Raw genomic sequence first — 21,624 nt, forward strand, 5'->3', positions numbered from 1 at the left:
GACCGCGAAGGGAAGTGGCGTGCGCAATCGACCTTATGCGATCACGTGTCGATCATGCATGGCGGTGCGAAGAGTTGGCCAGAGCGGTTTCGTTGTCGACATCACAACTCAACCGCGTCTTTCGCGTGCACACCGGCCTCTCGCCAGCGGCGTACTTGACCCGGCTCAGGGTCGACAGGATGGCCGAGCTCCTGATGAGCACGGACCTGGGAGTGTCAGAAGTAGCCCGGGAAGTCGGCTGGATGAATGCGACTGTGGCGTCCAGGTGCTTCAAGAGAAGGTACGGGGCGAGCCCTCGCGAGTTCGCTGCGTTCTCGCGCAGGCAAACAACTACGATTTCCCCACCCCTGCAAGAGGCATAGAACTCGAGCACGAGCGCCGGCTGAACAGGGCGGACCATACTCGTCGATTGCCGATCGCGTGGACCAGCTTGCGGGCCCCGGGAAGAGACCGGCACCGCCGCGCCGGCCCGAGGAACGTCCGTCCTCCCTTGAGGTCCGCGGCTTGAGATTCGCATGCCCGGGTTTCGGACGGGTGCTGGTCTGAGACCGAGCTCGCACACGGTCAATACCCGCACCTGCCAGGTGCCGACGCCGCCCCGATCCGCGGACGGCGCGGCTACCACCCGGGAGGTCGCTCGTGTCCGATCCAACGCCTCAGCTCTCTACCCCCGCCCCGGCGCCGGCCATCGAGAGGCTGGGCGCGCAGGTCTATGAGGCAGACGCGGTCTCCCTCCTCCCGGCCCTCGAGCCGGAGTCGGCGGACTCGCTGATCACCGACCCTCCCTACGGGCTCGGTTTCAATGGCAACGCCTGGGACGGGGTCGCGGGCTTCCGGGAGTCCCTCCCCGATCTGGACACCACCGGGATGGACCCCGCGGAGGTGTTCGAACAGTGGTGCACTGCATGGTCGTCCGGGGCACTGCAGGTGCTGCGACCCGGTGCATACATTGCGGTGTTCGGCGGGACACGCACTTGGCATCGCATGGTGCGCGGGGTGGAACGTGCAGGGTTCGAGATCCGGGACCAGATCGCATGGCTGCACTCAACCGGGATGCCCAAGAGCATGGACATCTCCTACGCGATCGACAAGCATCACGGCGTGCGACGCCCGGACCGGCTCGTGCACAGCAGCGACCACGATGGCATCCTCGGCGCGACCCGTGCGGTCGCCGATCACGGCACCCCGGTCACCGATGACGCGATCCGCTGGGCGGGCTGGGGCACGGCGATGCGACCGGCCTTCGAACCGATCCTCATTGCCCGCAAACCGTCGCCGGCCACCACGGTCGCTACGGTCCTTCAGCACGGCACGGGCGCACTGAACATCGACGACGCGCGTTTCGGGAACGGGAAATGGCCGACCAACGTGGCTCTGGACCCCGGGCAGGCGGACGCGCTAGATGCGCTGACGGGAACATGGGACGCCGACGAGCCGGTCTCCAAACGGTTCCCGATCTTCCGGTTCGAAGCGAAACCTGACCGGGAGGAGAGGCCCCGCGCATTCGGCGTCTCCCACGCCACGGTAAAGCCGGTGGCGCTGATGAGGTGGCTGATCACGCTGCTGACCCCGCCAGGTGGCTTGATCCTCGAGCCGTTCTCCGGGTCGGGCAGCACCATTGAGGCCGCCGTCCGGGCCGGATTCCAGGTCGTGGCGATCGAACGCGACGGCTCCTACCTGCCGCTGATCGAGTCCCGGCTCGACCGGGTCGAAGACGAACGGCAGGCCTGTTGAGAACGCTCCGGAAGGAAGCGACCATCAACAAGCCCTGACCGCGCCTACGGCATGAAGCGGTAATGACCGTACCTGTCAGGTAGGCGCCCGAGCCACCGCTGGGCGCGACCTGCTTGAAGGAGAACGACGATGCTCGACATGCCTACCGCGGACGACGACGATCTCGTGCAGACGTACCGCGTCGGGGTCGATTTCAGCGTGGCCGCGCACGACATGCAAGAGGCCCGCGCCCTGCTGGAACGCACGCTGGAGCAGGAAGACTCCGATGGGTGGCCGTTCATCACCGGCGACCGTTCGCCCGACGCTGCGGAGAGCCAGGTGCTGGGGGTAGCGGACTGGCAGCCGGTGCCACCCCGCCCATCACAGGCAGCACTGGTGCAGGAGCGGTACCCCGGGCTCGTCAACGATGTCGCGCTCGTCGAGGGACTCATCGCTTTGCTGCGCGCCGACGGTCGTGAGGGCGGCGGCCTGCTGCCGGAGCAGACCCGGGAACGGATCCAGCAGACCCTGGATGCTGTGAACCCGGCGGTCATGGTGATGGATCCCGAACGTCAGGAGCAGCTGGTGTTCGAGGGCTATGCCCGTGAGGCGTGCGAGCACCTCGCTGAGGGCGTCTATCGCGGTTTCGACCCTGACGACCGGGAGTACGCAGTCGTCGTGGCTCCATCCGAGATCACCCCATTTGGCCGCATGTCCGCAGCGATCCCCGCGGACCGCCGGGATGCGCGTGCACTGGATGAAGTCTCCCGACTGCTGCGAGATCACAACCGCGAGCAGTCACTCACGGACCTGGTGCGCCTGATCAGCCGACGGGTGAACACCACCGGGCGGGACGGTTTCCCCTCGTGGGTACCACTGGAAGGTGATCCCGTACCGGCGCCACTGCCTTCTCGCGCGTATATCGGCGTGATCGTCTGGTCGGATATCGAGGGCCAGGATCCGACGGTGATCGCCGACGCGAACGCAACGGCGATGACCCGACGGCTGGCCACGGTGCTGCACGAGACCCTCTCCGATCGGAACGCGTTCGCCGGCGCGACCGAGTTCCTCGAAACCCACCGCTCCCCAGACGGATGGAAGGGACCGGAGGACGTCGTCGCATGGCTGGATGACCTTCGCGCCGCGACCCCGTACCCGGCGTTCTGGTACGAGCAGATCGGCATCGGCAACGCCCCGGAGTCGGCGGCGGAAAGCCGGGAGCCGGCCACCGCGCGGCCGGCAGCGGTGCCAGAGGGCAAGCTCTGGACCTACCAGGTACCGGTGGAGTTCGACGTGTCCGCCCGCACCCTGGGTGAGGCACGTGAGCTGGTGGATGAGGCGCTCGTCGGCGACGCGCTGCCGGCCGCGCCCGCCATGGTCCAGCAGTGTCAGCGGGTACGCGCCGACGGTGACGTGTTCGGCGTCCTCGGCTGGCATCCCCCCACCGGCTCCACCACGGCCAGGACGGATGCGATCAGCCAGGTGCTGCGGCAGCGCGAGACCGACATCAGCCTCGCCGACAACGACCGGCCCTCGCATCGCCGCGGGCACGAGTGGCCGGGGCCCGCTGCCTGAACGTGACGACCTTGCTGTGACGCGCAGATCGTCCACTGATCGCCGCACGTTCATCCGGACTCCTCGCATACCCGGCGCAGTCGGCTGTAGGGACGAGGCGAGGGCCCGGCCATACCTGTGTGCAGGAACCCCCTGGCCTGATCGAAGGAGGAACTGATGGCCGAACATTCAAGCGCTGACGGCACCGGGCGGACTCGACGCGTCCGCGTGATCGTCGATGTCGACGCCGTCACGAGCGAGGACGCCCTGGCGACAGTCGGAGCTGCGCTGCGCAGGGCGTTTACCGCAGACGGCCGGGACGCCGAGGATGAGGGGCGCGATCGTGTGCGTGCCTGGTCGTTCGGTGAGGACCTTCCGGACGCATGGGAGCCTTTGCTGGACTCTGGGATCCCGGAGATTGTGGCGGAGATGTTCCCGCCCGAACCTCTCCAGGACCAGTTCCGCCTGCCGCACGGCGAGCCTGATGCCGACGCCTTCTACGAGGCGCACGACCAGTGGCGCGACGAATGTCTGTCCCTGGCCGTGGGAGCATCCCATCTGCCGAAGCTTCTGACGGAGCTCGAGAACACCCAGAGGGTGCGCGACGGCCTGCTGGACGTCATGGAACGCCACGTACTGTCGCCACGCCCCGACCCTCTGCACTTCTACGACGCGATCACCGATGCTGTGGACGAGACCGTGTTCCGCAACGCGGAGCGCGTCTGGCAGCAAGAGGCCCTGACCACGCTGCTGATGCAGAACGAGGCCCTCGAACAGCTGGTGCGTGACGGCGGTCCACGGACGCAGTACCTGCCGGCCCAGTTCCATCAGGAGTGGATCCCGGCGGACCTGCTGGCGGTGACGACACTGCGGGAGCTGCTCGAGCAGCCGACGGCAGTCACGGGCCGGCTTCTCGGGCGGGAGCAGAGACAGGAGCTGGCGGCCATGCTGTTCGCCGCAGACCCGGAGGTGAGCATCGCCGACCCGGACTCGCCCGATGGGATGCCGATCTACGAGGGCCAGGCCTCGGAAGCGCACCGGTGGATCATCCCGGGCGTCTACCAGGCGACCGGCACGGACGGGCAGGGGGAGTTCCGGGTCGTCGTCGGTCGCAGCCCGGTCGGGAACACGGCAACCGCGTCGGCGGCGTTCCCACCCGCCGAGCACGACAGCACGGTGTTGAACCAGATCGCGCGCGTCCTGGAAGAGGCCGCGCAGGCCGATTCGGACCACGACTTCAACTATGTGCTCCCCGATACGGCTCTGCGTCGGGTGGTGGAGCGGATCGACACGCTGGTCGCGGCTACCGGCCGGACCGCAGGAGATGGTGGAGCATTGATCGAACGCGGCGCCCTGCTCAGCGACCTGCTCGCCCAGCGTGCGCAGTCCTTGCACCCGGACGAGAACCGCCGCCAGGGGCGGGATCAGCCCGGAGACACCGACCTCTTTCGCTGACGACTCGGTCCCGCGCCCGTCGGGCGCGATCTGCATCGTTTCGCGCATCGTTGCGACGGTGCCGCGCACGTTCGCACCCCAGGGGTTGTTCTCGCCTCGCGAAGACCGCTAATGGGTAGGACACCGGTTCCCCGCGGGAGGCCCGCCTCTCGCGACCGCAGACGTCCCACCCCCGGTGGAGCGTCGTCGTGCCGCACCTTCCGGTCGCAGACCCGGACCCGCCTCGCATCGGTCGGGTCCGGGGCTGCGCGTGAGGGAGGTGAGCGATGATCGACAGGCAACTGGCACTGATGCCGTTCGCCCAGGTGGCCGACATGCCCCTGGCCGAGGCGGCCTTGACCTATGCCCGCGCCGGGTTCGCGGTGTTCCCCTGCTGGCCGGGCAGCAAAGACACCGCGACCAGGCATGGCTTCTATGACGCCACCACCGATCTGGACCGCGTGGGTTTCTGGTGGCGGCGCGACCCCGACGCGAATATCGGCCTGCGCACCGGGCTGCGCGTGGACGTGCTGGACATCGACGCCCACGCCACCGGCACCGGCTATCCGATGTTGCAGGCCCTGCGTCGCTCCGGGCTCATCGACCAGTGGGCGCACGCCGTGCGCTCGCCCTCGGGCGGTCTGCACCTGTACTACCCGGCCGATCCGGGCCGGCCGCAACGCTCCTGGTCGCGCGGAACCTCGCACGTCGACCTGCGGGCCGGCGGGGGCTACATCATCACCGTCCCCTCCCGGATCACCATCGACGGCGCCGCCCGCGCCTATCGGCCCGTCGGTGCCGCGCGAGCGGATGCGGCTCCGATCGACGGAGACCGGATCCGGGATCTGCTGACCCCGCAGCGTCCGCCGGCACCACCGCGACCGGTGCCCCTGGATGCGTCCGAGCGGGTCGACCGGCTCCGCGTCTGGCTGTCCCGAGCGCAGGAGGGGAACCGCAACGCGTCGCTGTTCTGGGCGGCCTGCAGGATGGTCGAGCTCGGCGCGTCCGAGTCCGACACCTTGAACCAGCTCTCGGCGGCGGCGGAGAGTACGGGGCTGGAGGAACGCGAGATCCTCGCGACCGTCCGCTCCGCCCACCGTACCGGCACCAGCCAGCCGCCTTCCGGCCCCAGAGGGCCGGGACCCCGTGGCGTGACCGGATGGGGCCGATGATGACCGCGGCACCGGCGGGAAGGCGGGGCGGGGTCTCGCGCGGCGTGATCGCCGCCGCGGTCACCGGCACGTTCGCGCTGGCTCTGGGCGCGTTCCTGCTCTCGTTCGGCGCCTTGCAGGATCTCGCCCGCCTTGCGGGCGTCCCGGACGGGCAGGCGTGGTTGTGGCCGCTGATCGTCGACGGCGTGATCCTGCAGGCGACGATCTCGGTGGTGGCACTGCGCGATGCCGACACGAGCGCGCGCCGGTTCGCGTGGATGCTGCTGGCCGCCGGAACCGGTGTGTCGGTCGCCGCGAACATCACCCATGCGATTCTCACCGCCGACGAACGATTCCCCGCTGTGGTGGCCGCCCTCGTCGCGTCGGTGCCGCCTCTGGTGCTGGTCGCGATGACGCATCTGACCGTCGAGCTCATCCGCAACGCCGCCCCCAAACTCTCCACGCCACCGGCCACTCCAGGACAGGGACTGGTCGTCGAAGCGCAGCAGCTGCCCGCGCCCGACCGACCCGCGTTGGAAGCGCCCGGCGAGAACGCAGAAACCGACGACGAGCCGGAGCCCGAAGCCCAGGCCCGGACCGAGGACCAACCAGGGACGGCCACGAGGTCGCCCTCGCGTCAGGGACGGGAGGCCAACCGTCGTGAAGCGGCCCGTCTGGCCGCGCAAGGACTGTCCTACCGGGAGATCGCGCGCCGACACGGCGTGCATCCGACGACCGTCGCGCGCTGGCTGAACGCACCTGACAGTCCCCACCAGTCACCAGAAGGGAACGATCATGAGCCCGACACCGACCAGCCCTGACGAGACCACGCCCACCGCGGCGAAGGACGACGCCCCCGGCGAGACCCTCGAGCATGTCGAGGTCCCCGACCAGGACGAGGAGTCCCGCTTGGCCACGCACAAGGACCCGACCCTCACCAGTGAGCCCGAGAGGCCGATTCCCGCCGGACACTCCCGCGTGGAATGGGTGCGGCCTACCGACCTGGCCGCCCGCGCCGGCACCCGCGTGATGGAACGCGGGCAGGACCTGAACCAGCAGCTGATGAGCGCGGTCAAGGAAGCCGCCCGCGAGCAGCGGGACACGCTGCGGCAGCGCCTGGCCGCTCGCAGCTCCGACGTCTCCGTGACCGGTCCGGAGCGCACCGGCGTGCGCACGCCCGGGCGAGAGGGGGTGAGCCGGTGACCACATCTCGGTCCGGCACTCGTCTGGGTGCCGACTGACCCGGGCCCCTCCCTTTCACGACCACCGAGACCGCGCCCACGCACCGCGCGTGGTGACGCGGATCGACCACTCACCGGGACTCCGTGCGGGTGCCCGGACGGGCACCGCTGTGCCTTCTGGCTGACCTCTCCCTTCTGGCCGACAGGGGTCCGTACCTGACGGATACCACCAACACATGCTGAGGGAGTCGCCATGAGCACCAACGCACCCTTGACCCCCGATGGCCGAGCACCCGGAGAGGGCGTGGACTTCACCACCCCCGACGGACTGCGGCAGGTCATCGAAGAACTCATCGCCTCCGATGCCTGGTCGACCAGCCCGGTCGCTGCCGAGCTGATGGTCTACGCGACCACGAAGTACGGGTCTGCTGAGGGTTTTGTTGAGTCCTTGATTGCATCGCTCAGAGTGCGGTGCTGGAAAGATGAGGACCATGCCCATCAGGAACTACAGCGACGAGTTCAAACGCGACGCGGTCGCGCTCGTGGAATCGGGCGTCGCGCAGAAACAAGTCTCGAGAGACCTCGGGATCTCACGGTCAGCGATCCAAGCCTGGGTACGGGATGCGAGGTTCCAGTCGCACGGGATCACCCCACCAACGGATCCCGCTGAACGGCGCGAGATGACGGCCGCCCTGAAGCGGATCCGCGAACTCGAGCAGGAAAACGAAGTCCTGCGTCGCGCGGCCGCATATCTGTCGCAGGTGCATATCACGCCCCCAAAATGATCTACCCGCTCGTCCAAGAGCTTGCTGCGACCGGTGCCCGGGTTCGGGTGCCGGTCGCGGTGACGTGCCGGGTACTGGGGTTCAGCCATCAGGGCTACTACCAATGGTTGTGCCGACCCCAGTCTCCGCGCGAGATCGAGGAAGCGCACCTCATCGGTGTGCTCCGTGAACTGCATGCTGATGATCCCGAGGGCGGGTACCGGGTCCTTGCTGATGATCTCCACGATCTCGGGTACGAGATCAGTGAGCGGCGCGTGTGGCGGTTATGCAAGATCGCTGGCCTGCAGTCCGTCATCTCGAAACGGAAACGCCGCTACAGGGAGGCTGGTGCCCCGGTCGGTGATGATCTCGTGCAGCGCGAGTTCACGGCTGACCGTCTAGACGAGAAATGGTTGGTCGATATCACCGAGCATTGGACGGGCGAGGGCAAGCTCTACATGTGCGCGTTCAAGGATGTGTGTTCGAACCGGATCGTGGGGTACGCGATCGATAAGCGTATGAAGGCGTCGCTCGCGGTTCGTGCACTCGAGAACGCTCTGTTGCAGCGCGGCTATCCCGAAGGCGTGATCGTGCATTCCGATCGTGGGTCTCAGTTTCGGTCTCGGCGTTTCCAAAAGGCGCTGGGGCGGTATCGGCTGCGGGGATCGATGGGTCGTGTGGGTGCGTGCGGGGATAACGCGGCGATGGAGAGCTTCTTCAGCCTGTTGCAGAAGAACGTTCTCGATCGGCAATCCTGGCGAACCAGGCAGGAACTACGGCTGGCGATCGTGTCGTGGGTCGAGGGGAAGTATCACCGGAAGCGGCGTCAGCGTCGGCTCGGGAAGCTGACACCGGTCGAGTTCGAAGCCATAATGATGGATGCTGTCGGTCTGGCGGCATAAACCCCGGACTCAACACAACCTTCAGCAGACCCTCCCGAGGGCCAATGGAGGTTCTCATGACAACGACACCCGCGATCCGGCCCGCACCGAGCCTGGACGATCTGCACCTGACCGCGATCACCTATCAACGCGTGTCCACCGCAGAGCAAGCCTCCAAGGGCGGGCGCAGTGAAGGCTTCTCAATCCCGGCACAGCGGCAGGCCAACCAGCGCAAGGCCGACGACCTCGGCGCGGCCGTCGTCGAAGAATTCGTCGACCCCGGCTACTCCGGGCGCACCCTCAACCGTCCCGACCTGCAGCGGATGTTCGCCTACATCAAAACCCACCAGGTCACCTACTGCATCGTCCACAAGCTCGACCGGCTCGCCCGCGACCGACTCGTCGACCTCGAGATCCAGCGACACCTGATCGAAGCCGGCATCACCCTGGTCTCGGTCACCGAGAGCATCGACGAGACCCCCTCCGGCACGCTCGTGCACGGGGTGATGTCCGCGATCTCGGAGTTCTACTCCAAGAACCTCGCCGCCGAGGTCACCAAGGGCCTGACCCAGAAGATCGCCACCGGCGGCACCCCCGGACGCGCACCACTGGGCTACCTCAACGTCCGCAAGCTCACCGAGGACGGCCACGAGTACCGCACTGTCGAGGTCGACCCCGAACGGGCCCCGCTGATCCAGTGGGCCTTTGCCACCTACGCCGCCGGAGACACCTCGGTCGAGAAGATCCTCACCGACCTCACCGCCCGGGGGCTGACGACCGTGGCCACGCCGAAGCGACCGGCCGGCCCGGTCAGTAAATCGGGGTTCTTCAAGCTCCTGCGCAACCCCTACTACATCGGACAGATCCGCTACAACGGCGCCGTCTACGACGGCAACCACCCACCCATCGTTGACACCGAGGTCTGGGAACGCGTGCAACGCCTCCTCGACGTTCGGGCGCGAGCCGACGTGCGCTTCCGCAAGCACGAGCACCCCCTGAAGGGGATCCTGTACTGCGCGAGCTGCAAGTCGAGGCTGCACCTCGACTTCGCCCGGAACAAGCAGGGCATCCGCTACGCCTACTTCGTGTGCTCTGGCCGTACCAGCAAGCGCACCACCTGCACCCGGAAGGCCGTTCCCGTCGGCATTGCCGAGCAGCTCGTCGCCACCTGTTACGAGCGCATCGGGATCGGCGAGGACACTTTCAAGGCCCTCGCGCGGCAGGTCGATGAGGCCTTCGAGGAACGCCTGGCATCGCGCTCTCAGGAACTGGCCGAGCTGACCTCGACCCGCAAGCGACTCGAGTCCGAGAGCGAGAAGCTCCTGGCCGCGCATTTCGCCGACGCGATCGACCTCGACACCCTCAAGCGGCACCAGGACCGGATCCGTGCAGGGCTCGCGGACATCGACCGGAAGCTGGAGAACGACCACGAGCAGTACACGGGCCAGAAGAAGTACCTCGCCAGTGCCATGCAGCTGCTGACCTACTGCGCCACCATGTACCGGCAGTCCGATGACGAGGCCAAACGGCTGGCGAACCAGGCCTTCTTCGAGAAGATCTACATCGGCGAGGACGAGCAAGCTGTCGCCGAGCTCGCCGAGCCCTTCAACGAACTCGCCCCCGACACGCTTTCGCATGTCGGGGGTTCGAGTAAGTCAACTACGGTGGATCTGAGGGGAATCGAACCCCTGACCTTCTCATTGCGAACGAGACGCGCTACCAACTGCGCCACAGACCCTGACAGCGATCAACTCTAGCAGCACCGGGGGTGCGAGACGAAATCGGACGGCGTGTCCGCGCGTCCTCCGCGCGTCGTCTGCGCTCAGCCCGCGCTCCGCCGACGTCGGAACGCCGCGTCGAGGTCGGGCGCGCCGACGCTCGTGTCCCCCACGACGCCCATGCGGCGCAGACGCTCCGCCGCGGCGCGCTGCTCCGCGCTCGCGCGCGCGGCGGGCGCCTGGCGGGGGGCCGCGGCCGCTCGGGGCATCGGCTCGGCGGAGGTCCCGACCCCGGCACCGGCGCTCCGCCCGGGGGTGCGCCCGACGCCCCGCCCGTCCGCAACCGCGTCTCGTGACGCCGCCACGCGCTGATCCGCGGTTCCGTCCGCGGCTCGGGCCGCTCCGCGATCCTCGGCCGCCCGCGCCCGCGAGACCTGCTCCCTGGCTTCGCGCAGCAGCATCGAGTCGGGCTGGTTCTCCTGCGCCCGCGGCCGCTCCGCGCGCGCCCGGGCGAGCGCCCGGGCCCGCTCGATGCGCTCCGCCGCGGCCCGCTGCGCTTCGGCGTGCACGGCGGCTTGAGCGGCGGCGTCCTCCTCGGGGGCCGCGCCGTCATCGAACCGCGCCTCCGGAGCCGCCGCGGGCACGGGCACCCGCTCCGCCGGGATCTCGGCGAGCTTCACCCGCCCGGGGGCGAGCAGCACGAGCGCGCCGCCGGACGCGGCCACCACGAGGCTGCTCCAGATGAGGATCGCGGGGCCGCTGCCGGCCACGGCCGCCCCGAGACCGACGAACGCGCCGACGACGCCGCACAGCGCTCCGAGCGCCGACACGGCCCGCAGGCGGCGCACGGCGGGGCGCCGCAGCTTCGCCGAGCGCTGCGCCGCCGCCTGGCGGCGGCGCATCTCCTGCGCGCGGATCTCGGCGCGGAGCTGCTCGGCCTTCGCCTCCGCGAGATCCGCGGCGCGCTCGGCCTGCTGCTGCTTCTGGGCGGTGCGCAGCAGCTTCTCGTGCGCGAGCGCCTCCTTGGCCGTGGCCTCGAGTCGCACCTCCTGCGGCACCTCGGAGGTCTCGGCGAGGATCCTCAGCGTGCGCTGCAGCCGCAGCGCGTTGCGCTCCGCCGCGCGGAACTCCCGCCTGCGGGTCCACGCCGGCACGAGCACGGCGGCCCACAGGAGCGCCGCAACCACGAAGATCACACCGCCACCGAGCACGCCGCCTGTCATGGGGTTCACTGTACGACGCGGAGCGCGCGCCGGGCATCCGGCGCGCCGCGCGGCCGGCGAAGCTCAGGCTCCCGCGGTCCCGAGCCGCGCGAGCACGCCGCCGACGGCCTCCTCGCGCGTGAGGACGTAGCACTCGTGATCGCGCCACGCGCCGTCGATGTGGATGTACGACGCGCGCCGCCCTTCGTAGCGCAGCCGCAGCTTCTCGACGACCCGCAGCGACGCCGCGTTCTCGGGCCGGATGCAGATCTCGATGCGATGCAGGCCGATGACGCCGAAGAGGTAGTCCATGGCGAGCGCCACGGCGACCGGGGTGATGCCCCGACCGGCGACGTGCTGCGACACCCAGTAGCCGATCTGCCCGGCCTGCAGCGCTCCGCCGCTCAGCTCGGAGGCGCTCAGCTGCCCGACCACCCGGCCGTCGTAGAGCACGACGAACGGGAGGCCGCTGCCGGCGCGCAGCTGCCGGCGCATCGCGCGGATCGTGGGCCGCATCGACACCGTCCCCGGCACGGGTCCGCGCCCCGAGGGGTGCGTCGCCTCCCAGCGCTGCAGCCAGTCCCGGTTCGCCTGCAGCAGCCGCCGGAGCGGCTCGGCGTCCCGCGGGCGCACGACCCGCAGCCCGACGCGGCCGGCGACGAGCGGGGTCGGCTCGTTGAGCGGGCGGCCGAGCGGAGCCACGGTCAGGCGGCGCCGGTTCCGGATCCGCGCTGCGCGCGCAGGCGGTCGGCGAACTCGATGATCCAGGAGGAGATCTCCGCGCCGAGCTCGGCGTGATCGACGCCGAGCAGCACGTTCGCCTTGATCCAGTCGGCCCGATCGCCGGTGTCGTAGCGACGGCCTCGGAAGACCACGCCGTACACGGGGCCCTCGCCCTTGCCCTCGGCGAGGTGGTTGAGCGCGTCGGTGAGCTGGATCTCCCCGCCGCGCCCGGGCTCGAGCCCGTCGATGATGTCGAAGATCTCGGGGCGCAGCACGTAGCGGCCGATGACGGCCAGGTTGGACGGCGCGTCCTCGGGCGCGGGCTTCTCGACGAGACCGGTGACCCGCACCACATCGGGATCGTCCGTGGTCTCGACGGCGGCGCAGCCGTAGAGATGGATCGATTCCTGCGGCACCTCCATGAGGGCGATGACCGTCGCGGAGCGCGCGTCGTGCTCGGCGATCATGCGGTCGAGCAGCGGGTCGCGCGCATCGATGAGATCGTCGCCGAGCAGCACCGCGAAGGACTCGTCGCCGACGTGGCGGCGCGCGCAGCCGACCGCGTGGCCGAGCCCGAGGGGCTGGCCCTGGCGGAGCATGTGGATCTGCGCGAGGTCGCTCGCCTCGTAGACCTTGTCGAGCTTCCCCTCGTCGCCCTTGCGCTCGAGCGCGAGTTCGAGCTCGGGCACGCTGTCGAAGTGGTTGGAGATGTTCGTCTTGTTGCGTCCGGTGATGATGAGCACGTCGTCGAGCCCGGCCGCCGCGGCCTCCTCCACCACGTACTGGATCGCGGGCTTGTCCACGATCGGCAGCATCTCCTTCGGCATCGCCTTCGTCGCCGGGAGGAAGCGGGTGCCGAGTCCGGCGGCCGGCACCACCGCCTTCGTCACCGTGCGCTGAGCGGGGATGTGTGCGTCCGTCATGGGCTCTAGCCTACTGTCGCGGCGCCGGAACCGCGGTATTCCGGGCCGCGCAGCGCGGCCCGTAGGCTGGTCCCATGGCGCAGGGCATCCGCGAGGCGAAGCAGGAGATGCGCGCACTCGTGCGCGCGGCCCGGCGCGAGATGCCCGCCGCGGCGCAGCGGCTCGCGCGGGATCGCCTCGCCGCACGACTCGCGGGACTCGTCGCCGACGCCGGCGCGGCTCGGGTGAGCTGCTACCTGCCGCAGCCGGGCGAGGCCGACCCGACGGCCTTCATCTCCTGGGCCGTGGAGCACGGGGTCGAGGTGCTGCTGCCCGTCTCGCTTCCCGGGCATCGGCTCGACTGGGCCCTCGCCGGCGATGCCGGGGCGGGCCCCGCCGCCGCACCCGGCCGCCACGGCATCCTGGAGCCGACGGGGCCGCGCCTCGGCGGCGATGCGCTCGCCTCGGTCGACCTCGCACTGATCCCGGCCTGCGCGGTCGACGCCGCGGGCGTTCGGCTCGGTTGGGGGCTCGGCTACTACGACCGCGCCCTGGCCTCGCTCGCGGCGGCGGCCGCTCCCCCGCCCGTGTTCGCGATCGTGCACGACGCCGAGCTCGTCGAAGCCCTGCCGCGGGAGCCCCACGACGTGCCGATCGACGGGGTCGTCACGCCGAGCCGGATCCTGCGCTTCCCCTGATCGCGGCGGGCCCGAGGGCGCCGTCGTGGTGCGCCGCTGCCGGACCCGAGGCCGCTCGGCGCGGCGCGCTCACCGCAGCCAGGGGATCCAGCCGCGGTCGCCGACGATCGCCGTGGTGAACCCTCCGCGATCGGCGACGACGAGCACGAGCTTCGCCTCCGACGTCTCCGAGCGCAGCGCGATCCGACCGCCGTCGGTCTCGGCGAGCACGTCGTCCGTCCCCAGCGCCCGCGGGAATATCGCGAGGAGCTCCCCGCCGCGCACGGGTTCAGCGGCGTCCGCCGCCTCCTGCGCGCCCTCGGCGCGATCGCCGTCGATCTCCTGGCGTTCCGCCTCGGGGTCGAGCGCGCCGTCGTCGGCCGTGAGCTCCGTGTAGGCCCCCTGCTGGCAGCAGTAGCCGCGCAGCGCGAGCCCGGCGTCGGCACCGGCCGGCCTGCCGGTCGCGGGGTCGACGATGCGCGCCCTGCCGTAGCGCCAGACGCGGATCAGTTCGGTGCCGCCGTCCGCCGTCTCGGCGAAGACGCTCTCGATGCCGTCGTCCCCGACGCGCTCGTCGCGCGCGGCGGCCTCCGCTCGGACCCCGGCCGGCACCGCGGCGTCCCGCTCGGCGGCGGTGCGGGCCTCCGCCAGGGTGTCGCCGGTGAGCGGATCGAGCACCCGCCAGACGGCCGCGGACTGATCGGCGCCCGGCGCGGTCTCCCGCAGGTACACGCCCGCCGCGTCGACCGCGATCGCCTCCTGCGCCGGCAGTGCGCTGCCCCGAGCGATCTGCCGGTCCCACCGCAGCTCCGCCGTCGCGAGGTCGTAGAGCGCGACCCGGTACTGCGTGGAGAAGCCGTAGGTCTGCCGGAGCTCGTATGGCACCGCGATCACCTCCCGCGTGCCTCCGCCGCCGGCCGGCACGGCGCCGGCAGCGGCGACCGGCGCCATCGACGTCGCGGTCGATTTCCAGATGTGCCAGCCGGCGCGGCCGAGCGCCGGGCCGGCGACGCCCGCGAGCAGCAGGACGGCGAGCACGCCGGCGCCCCACTTCGCCCAGGCGGGCCCCGGCCAGCGCGCGGGCGGGGCGGGGGCGCCCGCCGTCGCGACGACGATGCGGCGCACGAGCGCGGTCAGTGCTTCGAGGAGCAGGAGGGCGAGCGCTGCGGCGCACGTCCACCAGGAGTAACGGGTGAGGAGCACGAGCTGCTCGGAGGACGCCCACGCGGAGTTGTCGACGACGGACAGGCGGAGCACCGATCCGAGCCCGAGGCCGAGCGCGAGCACGCCGACGCCGCGGAGGATCGTCCAGCGCAGCGGCACGCCCCGTGCGTGCGCGCTCGCGAGCTCGATCATCGCGGGGCCCATGATGAGGAAGACGGCGACGACGCCGGCGATCACGAGATCGCCGAAGTCCGCCGGTTCGGCGACGTCGAAGAGATCGATCAGCCAGCCGAAGGCGCCGAGCGCGATCTGCACCGCGAGGATCATGCCCCAGCGCACGAGCGCCCAGAATACCGCCCGGCCGCGTGCGCGGCGCGGCTGCTTCGGGTCCATCGCCCCAGCCTAGCCCGCATCACCGGCATGTGGGATGCCAGAGGGGCGTCCCCGCCGTCGATCCCGCCGTCGATCCCGCCCGGTCCGGCCCGGAAGCGAGTATCATGGGGCTTCGTGCCTACGTACGCCTATCGCTGCTCCGAATGCGGCCACGCCTTCGACATCTACCAGTCGTTCTCCGACGATGCGCTGACCGAGTGCCCCGAGTGCGGGGGTGCCCTGCGCAAGGTCTTCGGCTCGCTCGGCGTCACCTTCAACGGCTCGGGCTTCTACCGCACGGACTCGCGCGCGGGCTCCTCGGGGTCGGGGTCCTCGGGAAGCGGGGCGGGCTCCTCCGGGTCCGGCGGCTCGGGATCGGGTTCGTCCGGCTCGAGCGGCTCGGGGTCGAGCAGCTCCGGTTCGGGGTCCTCCGGCTCCTCGGCGGCCTAGGCTCCTCGGCGGCCTAGGCTCCACGGCAGCCGAGGCTTCACGGCGGCCGAACCGCGACGGGTCGGCGGAGCGCACCGCGCCCGCGGCGCCCCCGTCATCCCCAGTGCGGCGGGCGGTCCCGCCGCAGCTCCTCGTCGTGCGCGTGCGCACCGCCGCCAGGCGACTGCCCCTCGCCCCAGCCCTCCGGCCGATCCTCGCCGGCGCGGGCGTCGAGCGGGTGCTCGGAGGGGCGCGGGTCGACGCCCTCGGGGGCGGGCCGACGCACGCGACGCGAGGCGCGGCGCGGCGCGGCGCCCTCGGTCATGCCCGATCGATCGCGGCCGTGGGCTGCCCAGCGGCCGCCCCCGCTCCCCGTTCCGGTGCGTCCGCGTCGTAGCCCACGATCCGGGCGATGCGCAGCGCGACCTCGTCGGGGTCGGCGAAGAGGTCGAAGCTCTGCACGCGGTGGTAGTGCCACCCGAGCCGCCGCAGCACCGCCGGGCGCAGCCGCAGGGTGTCCCTGATGCTGTCGCCGCCGTCGCCCCCGGCGCCGAGATCCAGGTCGATCGCGATGGCGCGGTCGCCGAGCGATGCCGCGAGCGGGATCGCTCCTCGGTAGTCCATCGCGACCACGAGGCCGAGGGCCTCGAGGCGATCCGCGAGCTCGCCGAGCATCGGGTCGCGCTCCGCGGGCAGCGAGGGCGCCTCGGGCTCGGGATGCTCGAAGGCGAGCAGCTCCGCGAGCTCGACGACCCCGTGCTTGATGCGCGCCGAGTCGAGATCCTCCGGCTTGAAGCAGCTCACGATCGTCATGGCGCGCCGGGCGCGGGTCACCGCGACCGCGAGCAGCCGTTCTCCGCCCGGCCGTCCGAGCCCGCCGAAGTTGGAGAGCACGCGGCCGTGCGGGGTGCGCCCGTAGCCGATGGAAAAGATGACGCGATCCCGGCTCTGCGCAGTCGCCTGCTCGAGCGTGAGCACCGCGAAGGGCTCCGCCCGCTCCCCGAGGAGGAAGTCGCGGTACTGCGGGAACTTCGAGAACGCCTGCAGCACGGCCTGGTAGACGCGCACCGCGTGCCGCTCGCTCGCCGTGATGACCATGAGCGACTCGCCCGAGCGCTCGCTCGCGTGCTCCAGCACGAGCTGCACCACGCGCTCCACCTCGGCATCGGTGCTCTCCACCGCGCCGGTCTGCTGATCGGGCAGGCCCTGCCCGCCGCGGACGAACTCGTAGGTGAGACTCGAGTGGCCGAGGAAGCTGCCGGCCCACGGCAGCGACTGGATCGCGCCGTCGTAGAAGCGCGTGTTCACGAGGTCCGTGAGGTCCTCGCCCCCAGCGCGGTAGCTGCGGGTGAGGGTGAGGGTCGGCAGCACCTCGCCGAGCTGGGCGAAGGCCGAGCGGGCGTGCAGCTCCTCGGCTTCGCGTTCCGCGCCCTCCTCCACGGACGCGCCGACGGAGATCTCGAAACGGGACGGCGTCTGCGTCATCGTGTCACCGAAGGCCACCACCTGGCCGGCGCGCCGGATCGCCCCGATGTTCTCCACGAGCGTCGTCGCACCCGCGTCGACGAGCAGCACGGTGTCGAAGCGGAGCTCGTCGGACAGCTGCGCGACCTCGTACGGCGACATCGTCCACACGGGGGCGAGGGCGGCGAGGAGATTGGGCGCGCGCTGGGCGAGCGATGCCGCGGACACGTAGCCGCTGCGCAGGGCCTCGCGCATCGCGAGCGCCTCGGGCTTGAAATCAAGCACCGCGACCCGCCAGGCGTCGGCGAGCGCAGCCGCGAGCAGCGTGCCGTTGGCGCCCGAGTGCGCGTCGTCGACGAGCCGGAAGTCGGCCTCGAGCCGCTCGATCACGCCGGTGTTGCCGCTCAGCAGCGCCGGGTTCGTCTGCAGCATCCGCTCGAGGGCCGACTGCCACCAAGCCAGCTCGAGCTCGGCCGCGACATCCTCGGCGGGCACGTGCCGCGCCGAGAGGTCGTCGAGCAGGGGCTCGAGGTGCGCGGCGCGCATGCGCTCGACGATCGTCGTGCGCTCCTGGATGTTCTGCAGCGCCTCGGATTCCCTGGCGAGATCCGAGATCCGCGCGGCGAGCCGACCGAGGGTGAGGTTCTTCAGGCGGTCGGCGTCGCTCGCGGTGCCGAGCACCCGGTCGAGCTCGTCGAGATCCTGATAGGCCGTCTGGAACGCGGTGACCACGTCCGAGATGCCGAGGGGCACCTCGGGGCGCGCGCCGACGACGGTCGTGTAGCGCTGCCAGAGCACCCGCTGCTGCTGGATCTGCACGAGCCGCGCGTACATGTCGGTGATGTGCACGCCCGGGCGCACGTACTCGCGGGCGAGCTTGCGCAGCCGCCGCCTGTTGGCCGAGGACATCTCCTCGCCGCCGCGGGGCGCGTGCGCCGCGATCACCTCGGTGAGGGAGCGGTCGTACACCTCGGGCGTGAAGCGGTCGAGGGTCTCGCGGATGCCCATGAGCAGGCGCAGGTAGACCCCGAGTTCCGCGATCGTGTCGTAGGGCCGCATCGAGGTCTGCCCGACGACCTCGTTCGCCATCGAGATGAGACGGGGCAGCTGGGACTCGGCGAGGTCGACCGCTCGGCCGTAGGCGGCGCGCGCCTCCTCGGTCGTCGCGAAGCTCACCCCGTACCAGGGCGAGTCCTCGGGACCGTACTGGAACTGGCCGAGCCTCGCGACCTCGGTGAGCGCCTCCGCGACCGAGGATCGATCGAGCGTGAGCTGGCCGAGCGCCTGGTCGTCGAGCCGCACGGTCGTGCTCGGCGGCCGCTCGGAGAGCGCGAGCAGCGTGAGGGTGCGGAGCGCCTCCAGCGGGGAGACGCCGAACCGCGCGTCCCGCTCGGAGAGCGCGCTCTGGTAGTCGAGCAGCACGCCGCGCAGCCGCACGAGCGCCTCATCGACATCGCGGAGCTGCTCGGTGCGGGCGTTCTCGTTGCGGCTGATCGCCTCCACGAGGTTGCGGCGCAGGCGGCGCGGGCTCACGGAGAGCCCGGCGAGCCCGGCCCGCGTCAGGCGGTGCGTGATGCCGTCGAGCGTGGCGCGGCGCGGCGATACCACGAGCACGCGTTTGCCGGCGCGCACGAGGCTGCCGATCGCGTTCACCACGGTCTGCGTGCCGCCCGTGCCCGGCAGGGTGTGCACCACGAGCGAATGACCCGCGTCGATCTGGGCGAGCACATCGTCCTGCTCGGCATCGGCGTCGTAGAGGTAGCGATCCGTGTCGGGCGAGCGATCGTCCGGCGGCGTCGCGCTCACGGGCTGATAGGCCGCGGCGAGCCGGCGCCTGGCCGGCTCGTTGCCGCACACGGCGGCGAGGATCGGGGTGTCGAGATCCCGTGCGTCGGCGAGCATGCCCTGCGCGAGATTGTGGAAGGAGGAGACGACGAGGCGCGGCTGCACGACGAAGTCGGGCACCCCGGCCACCATCTGGCGGAGCCGGTCGATCACGGGCTGCGGCTTGAAGACGCCCTCGGACTGCGAGAGTTCGATGAGCGAGCGCGCGTCGAGCGCGATCCCGAACTGCTCGCGCAGCACGCGGATCAGCTCCGAGTTCACGACGGGGAACTGCTTGAGCTTCAGCTCGAAGTCGCGGCCGTAGCGGCGGATCGCGAGCGGGCGCAGCAGCACCGGCGCGCAGAAGTCCTCGCCCTCGAAGCTCCACTTCGCGATGCCCACCCCGAGGTTCACGGTCTCGAGGCCGCGCACCGTCCGCATCTCAATCGCCTTGTCGGTGACCCTGCCCGCGGCGACGCGGGCGTGGCGGAGCGCCAGATCGTCGCGGATGAGCGCGGAGAGCAGGATCTTGTTGCCCGTGATGAACTGCGGAAGGCCGCCCGGATGCGTCGTGGAGAGCTCGATGCGGTTCGCGGGCCGGTCGTCGAAATGGAGCAGCGGGTTGCGCCCGCCGATGGCGGCCAGCTCCCGGCGCCAGGCCGCGTGCTCGTCCGCGTAGGCGTCGACGAGCGAGACGGGGCCGCTGAGCTGCGCCGCGGGATCGTCGTCCCGCGATTCGGGGAAGGGCTGCGGGGCCTTCGCGAGCGCGCCCTCGCTGCGGTGCTGCGTCCCGGGCGCCCCGTGCGTCTCGGACGCCGCGGCCGCGGCCGACTGGGCGGACCGGTCCGCGCCGGAGACGGCGTCGCCGCCGTCACCCGGCCGCGCCGACTCCTCGGCACCGTTCACGACGCGCCCCTTCTCGGGTCGCCGTCGCCGCTCTACACTCCACACACCGCCACCCTAAGCGGAGATCTCGGGATTCCGCGCAACGCGGTCGGAGTTTCGTGGCGCGTCTACCCGCGGGGGTCCGCGCCCGCCTCCGCGTTCATCTCCGTGCTCGCCGTGACCACCGGGTCCGCGACGTCCATCTCCCCGCCCCTGGCGCGCCCGAGCAGCCGCATGACGTGGTAGACGAGCACCGCCGCGATCGTGCCGAGCGCGATGCCGTTGAAGACGACCGAGCCGATCTGCAGCCCGAAGTCCGCGATGCCCACGATGAGCGGGACGGCGGCCGAGAACTGGTTGATGGGCTTCGAGAAGTCGACCTTGTTGTCGATCCAGATCTTCACGCCGATGAGGCCGATGAGGCCGTAGAGCGCGACCGTGACGCCCGCGAGCACGCCGGCGGGCACCGAGAAGATGACCGCGCCGATCTTCGGGGAGAAGCTCAGCAGGATCGCGATGATGCCCGCGACCCAGTACGCGGCCGTGGAGTAGACGCGGGTGGCCGCCATGACGCCGATGTTCTCGCCGTAGGTCGTCGTGCCCGATCCGCCGCCGAAGCCCGCGAGCATGGTCGAGAGGCCGTCCGCGAGCAGCGCCCGGCCGGTCACCGGGTCGAGGTCGCGGTCGATCATGAGCCCGACGCTCTTCACGTGGCCCACGTTCTCGGCGATGAGCACGAGAACGACGGGCAGGAAGGCGGGCAGCAGCCCCCACAGCGTCGGATCGGCGAAGGGGTTGCCGACGGCGTGGAACGCGGGCAGCCCGAACCACGCGGCGCCCGCGACGCCGGAGAAGTCGATCTCGCCCATGAGGATCGCCGCGATGTAGCCGACCACCATGCCGAGGACGATGGAGAGCCGCCCGATGAGGCCGCGGAAGAGCACGGTGATGAGCAGCACCGAGGCGATGGTGATGAGGGCGACCCATCCCGAGAGCTCCGTCGCGTTCCAGTTGTTCTTCACGGCGGGTGCCAGGTTGAAGCCGATGAGCGCGACGATCGCGCCCATCACGACCGGCGGCATGAGGGCGTTGATCCACCCGGTGCCGAAACGGGTGACGATGATGCCGACGACCGCCATGAGCACGCCGATCGCCAGGATGCCGAAGGACGCGCGTCCGAGATCGGGCTGCTCGGGGGCGCCCCCGGCGAGCGCCGCGGCGATCGGGGCGATGAAGGCGAAGGAGGAGCCGAGGTAGCTCGGCAGGCGATTGCCCGTCAGGAGGAGGAAGAGCAGGGTGCCGAGGCCCGAGAAGAAGAGCGTCGCGGTCGGGCTGAATCCCGTGATCAGGGGCACGAGGAAGGTCGCGCCGAACATGGCGACGACGTGCTGCGCGCCGAACCCGATGGTGCGCGGCCAGCTCAGCCGCTCCTCGGGGAGCACGATCGCGTCGGGCGAGACGTGCGTGCCGTCTCCGTGGGCCTTCCAGGGCAGGGACATCGGGGCTCCTCGGGTCTGTGCGGGTCTCGCGGCACGCCCGTCGTCGGGCGGCGCGGCCAATCCCACATCCTAGCGCTCAGGAAGCTC

Annotated in this window: 17 protein-coding genes, 1 tRNA gene and 1 pseudogene; 11 read left to right on the forward strand and 8 right to left on the reverse strand. The window is 70.8% G+C overall.

Features of this window, described 5'->3' with window-relative positions:
• Positions 1 to 35 precede the first annotated feature (35 nt).
• The 9 genes and pseudogenes from MUN78_RS16820 to MUN78_RS11960 all read left to right on the forward strand — a co-directional run.
• On the forward strand, positions 36 to 362 hold the full coding sequence (locus tag MUN78_RS16820; protein ID WP_429952328.1) for a helix-turn-helix domain-containing protein: 327 nt from the start codon (positions 36 to 38) through the stop codon (positions 360 to 362).
• A gap of 277 nt (positions 363 to 639) precedes the next feature.
• Complete coding sequence (locus tag MUN78_RS11925) at positions 640 to 1,734, forward strand: DNA-methyltransferase (RefSeq protein WP_244726678.1); 1,095 nt, start codon at positions 640 to 642, stop codon at positions 1,732 to 1,734.
• A gap of 129 nt (positions 1,735 to 1,863) precedes the next feature.
• A complete protein-coding gene (locus MUN78_RS11930; protein ID WP_244726680.1) occupies positions 1,864 to 3,288 on the forward strand; it encodes a hypothetical protein in 1,425 nt (474 codons plus the stop codon).
• Between the two features lie 156 nt (positions 3,289 to 3,444).
• The gene (locus MUN78_RS11935) at positions 3,445 to 4,722 is read left to right on the forward strand and encodes a hypothetical protein (protein ID WP_244726682.1); all 1,278 of its coding nucleotides are present in this window, start codon (positions 3,445 to 3,447) and stop codon (positions 4,720 to 4,722) included.
• A 266-nt stretch (positions 4,723 to 4,988) separates the two neighbouring features.
• Positions 4,989 to 5,873, forward strand: coding sequence for a bifunctional DNA primase/polymerase (locus MUN78_RS11940; protein WP_244726683.1), 885 nt, complete (start codon positions 4,989 to 4,991; stop codon positions 5,871 to 5,873).
• Entirely contained in the window at positions 5,870 to 6,673 is an 804-nt protein-coding gene (locus MUN78_RS11945; protein ID WP_244726685.1) for a DUF2637 domain-containing protein, read from the forward strand. Before MUN78_RS11940 ends, MUN78_RS11945 begins: the two co-directional genes overlap by 4 nt.
• Complete coding sequence (locus tag MUN78_RS11950) at positions 6,648 to 7,055, forward strand: hypothetical protein (RefSeq protein WP_244726687.1); 408 nt, start codon at positions 6,648 to 6,650, stop codon at positions 7,053 to 7,055. Before MUN78_RS11945 ends, MUN78_RS11950 begins: the two co-directional genes overlap by 26 nt.
• 469 nt (positions 7,056 to 7,524) lie before the next feature.
• Positions 7,525 to 8,699 (forward strand): IS3 family transposase gene (locus MUN78_RS11955; RefSeq protein ID WP_244726688.1). Its coding sequence is split into 2 segments (ribosomal slippage): positions 7,525 to 7,804 and positions 7,804 to 8,699, totalling 1,176 coding nucleotides; the frame shifts between segments, so codons are not numbered across the junction.
• 56 nt (positions 8,700 to 8,755) lie between these two features.
• Positions 8,756 to 9,784 (forward strand): annotated as a pseudogene (locus tag MUN78_RS11960) (recombinase family protein); the annotation flags it as partial.
• Positions 9,785 to 10,343: 559 nt separating this feature from the next.
• Here MUN78_RS11960 and MUN78_RS11965 read toward each other — a convergent pair.
• From MUN78_RS11965 to galU, 4 genes are all read right to left on the reverse strand, one after another.
• Positions 10,344 to 10,416, reverse strand: a tRNA-Ala gene (locus MUN78_RS11965).
• Between the two features lie 84 nt (positions 10,417 to 10,500).
• A complete protein-coding gene (locus MUN78_RS11970) occupies positions 10,501 to 11,619 on the reverse strand; it encodes a coiled-coil domain-containing protein (protein WP_244726690.1) in 1,119 nt (372 codons plus the stop codon).
• A gap of 63 nt (positions 11,620 to 11,682) precedes the next feature.
• Positions 11,683 to 12,300: a GNAT family N-acetyltransferase gene (locus tag MUN78_RS11975; RefSeq protein ID WP_244726692.1), complete on the reverse strand. Its 618-nt coding sequence runs from the start codon at positions 12,298 to 12,300 to the stop codon at positions 11,683 to 11,685.
• A gap of 2 nt (positions 12,301 to 12,302) precedes the next feature.
• Complete coding sequence (gene galU / locus MUN78_RS11980; RefSeq protein WP_244690152.1) at positions 12,303 to 13,244, reverse strand: UTP--glucose-1-phosphate uridylyltransferase GalU; 942 nt, start codon at positions 13,242 to 13,244, stop codon at positions 12,303 to 12,305.
• A 74-nt stretch (positions 13,245 to 13,318) separates the two neighbouring features.
• Between galU and MUN78_RS11985 the strand changes: the two genes are divergently transcribed.
• A complete protein-coding gene (locus MUN78_RS11985) occupies positions 13,319 to 13,921 on the forward strand; it encodes a 5-formyltetrahydrofolate cyclo-ligase (protein ID WP_244726694.1) in 603 nt (200 codons plus the stop codon).
• 69 nt (positions 13,922 to 13,990) lie between these two features.
• Here MUN78_RS11985 and MUN78_RS11990 read toward each other — a convergent pair whose 3' ends face one another.
• Positions 13,991 to 15,457: a hypothetical protein gene (locus tag MUN78_RS11990; RefSeq protein WP_244726695.1), complete on the reverse strand. Its 1,467-nt coding sequence runs from the start codon at positions 15,455 to 15,457 to the stop codon at positions 13,991 to 13,993.
• A gap of 114 nt (positions 15,458 to 15,571) precedes the next feature.
• Between MUN78_RS11990 and MUN78_RS11995 the strand changes: the two genes are divergently transcribed.
• Positions 15,572 to 15,886 (forward strand): FmdB family zinc ribbon protein, encoded by a 315-nt coding sequence (locus tag MUN78_RS11995; protein ID WP_244726697.1) that lies wholly within the window; start codon positions 15,572 to 15,574, stop codon positions 15,884 to 15,886.
• A 94-nt stretch (positions 15,887 to 15,980) separates the two neighbouring features.
• Here the strand turns inward: MUN78_RS11995 and MUN78_RS12000 are convergent, their stop codons facing one another.
• The 3 genes from MUN78_RS12000 to MUN78_RS12010 form a co-directional block, all read right to left on the reverse strand.
• Positions 15,981 to 16,190 carry a hypothetical protein gene (locus MUN78_RS12000; RefSeq protein WP_244726699.1) on the reverse strand — a complete coding sequence of 70 codons (210 nt, stop codon included), beginning with the start codon at positions 16,188 to 16,190 and terminating at the stop codon, positions 15,981 to 15,983.
• Entirely contained in the window at positions 16,187 to 20,059 is a 3,873-nt protein-coding gene (locus MUN78_RS12005) for an AAA family ATPase (RefSeq protein WP_244726701.1), read from the reverse strand. The genes MUN78_RS12000 and MUN78_RS12005 overlap by 4 nt, the downstream gene beginning before the upstream one ends.
• 107 nt (positions 20,060 to 20,166) lie before the next feature.
• Positions 20,167 to 21,537: a uracil-xanthine permease family protein gene (locus MUN78_RS12010; protein ID WP_244726703.1), complete on the reverse strand. Its 1,371-nt coding sequence runs from the start codon at positions 21,535 to 21,537 to the stop codon at positions 20,167 to 20,169.
• Positions 21,538 to 21,624: the final 87 nt, after the last annotated feature.

It is taken from the genome of Leucobacter allii (assembly GCF_022919155.1).
Taxonomy (GTDB): domain Bacteria; phylum Actinomycetota; class Actinomycetes; order Actinomycetales; family Microbacteriaceae; genus Leucobacter; species Leucobacter allii.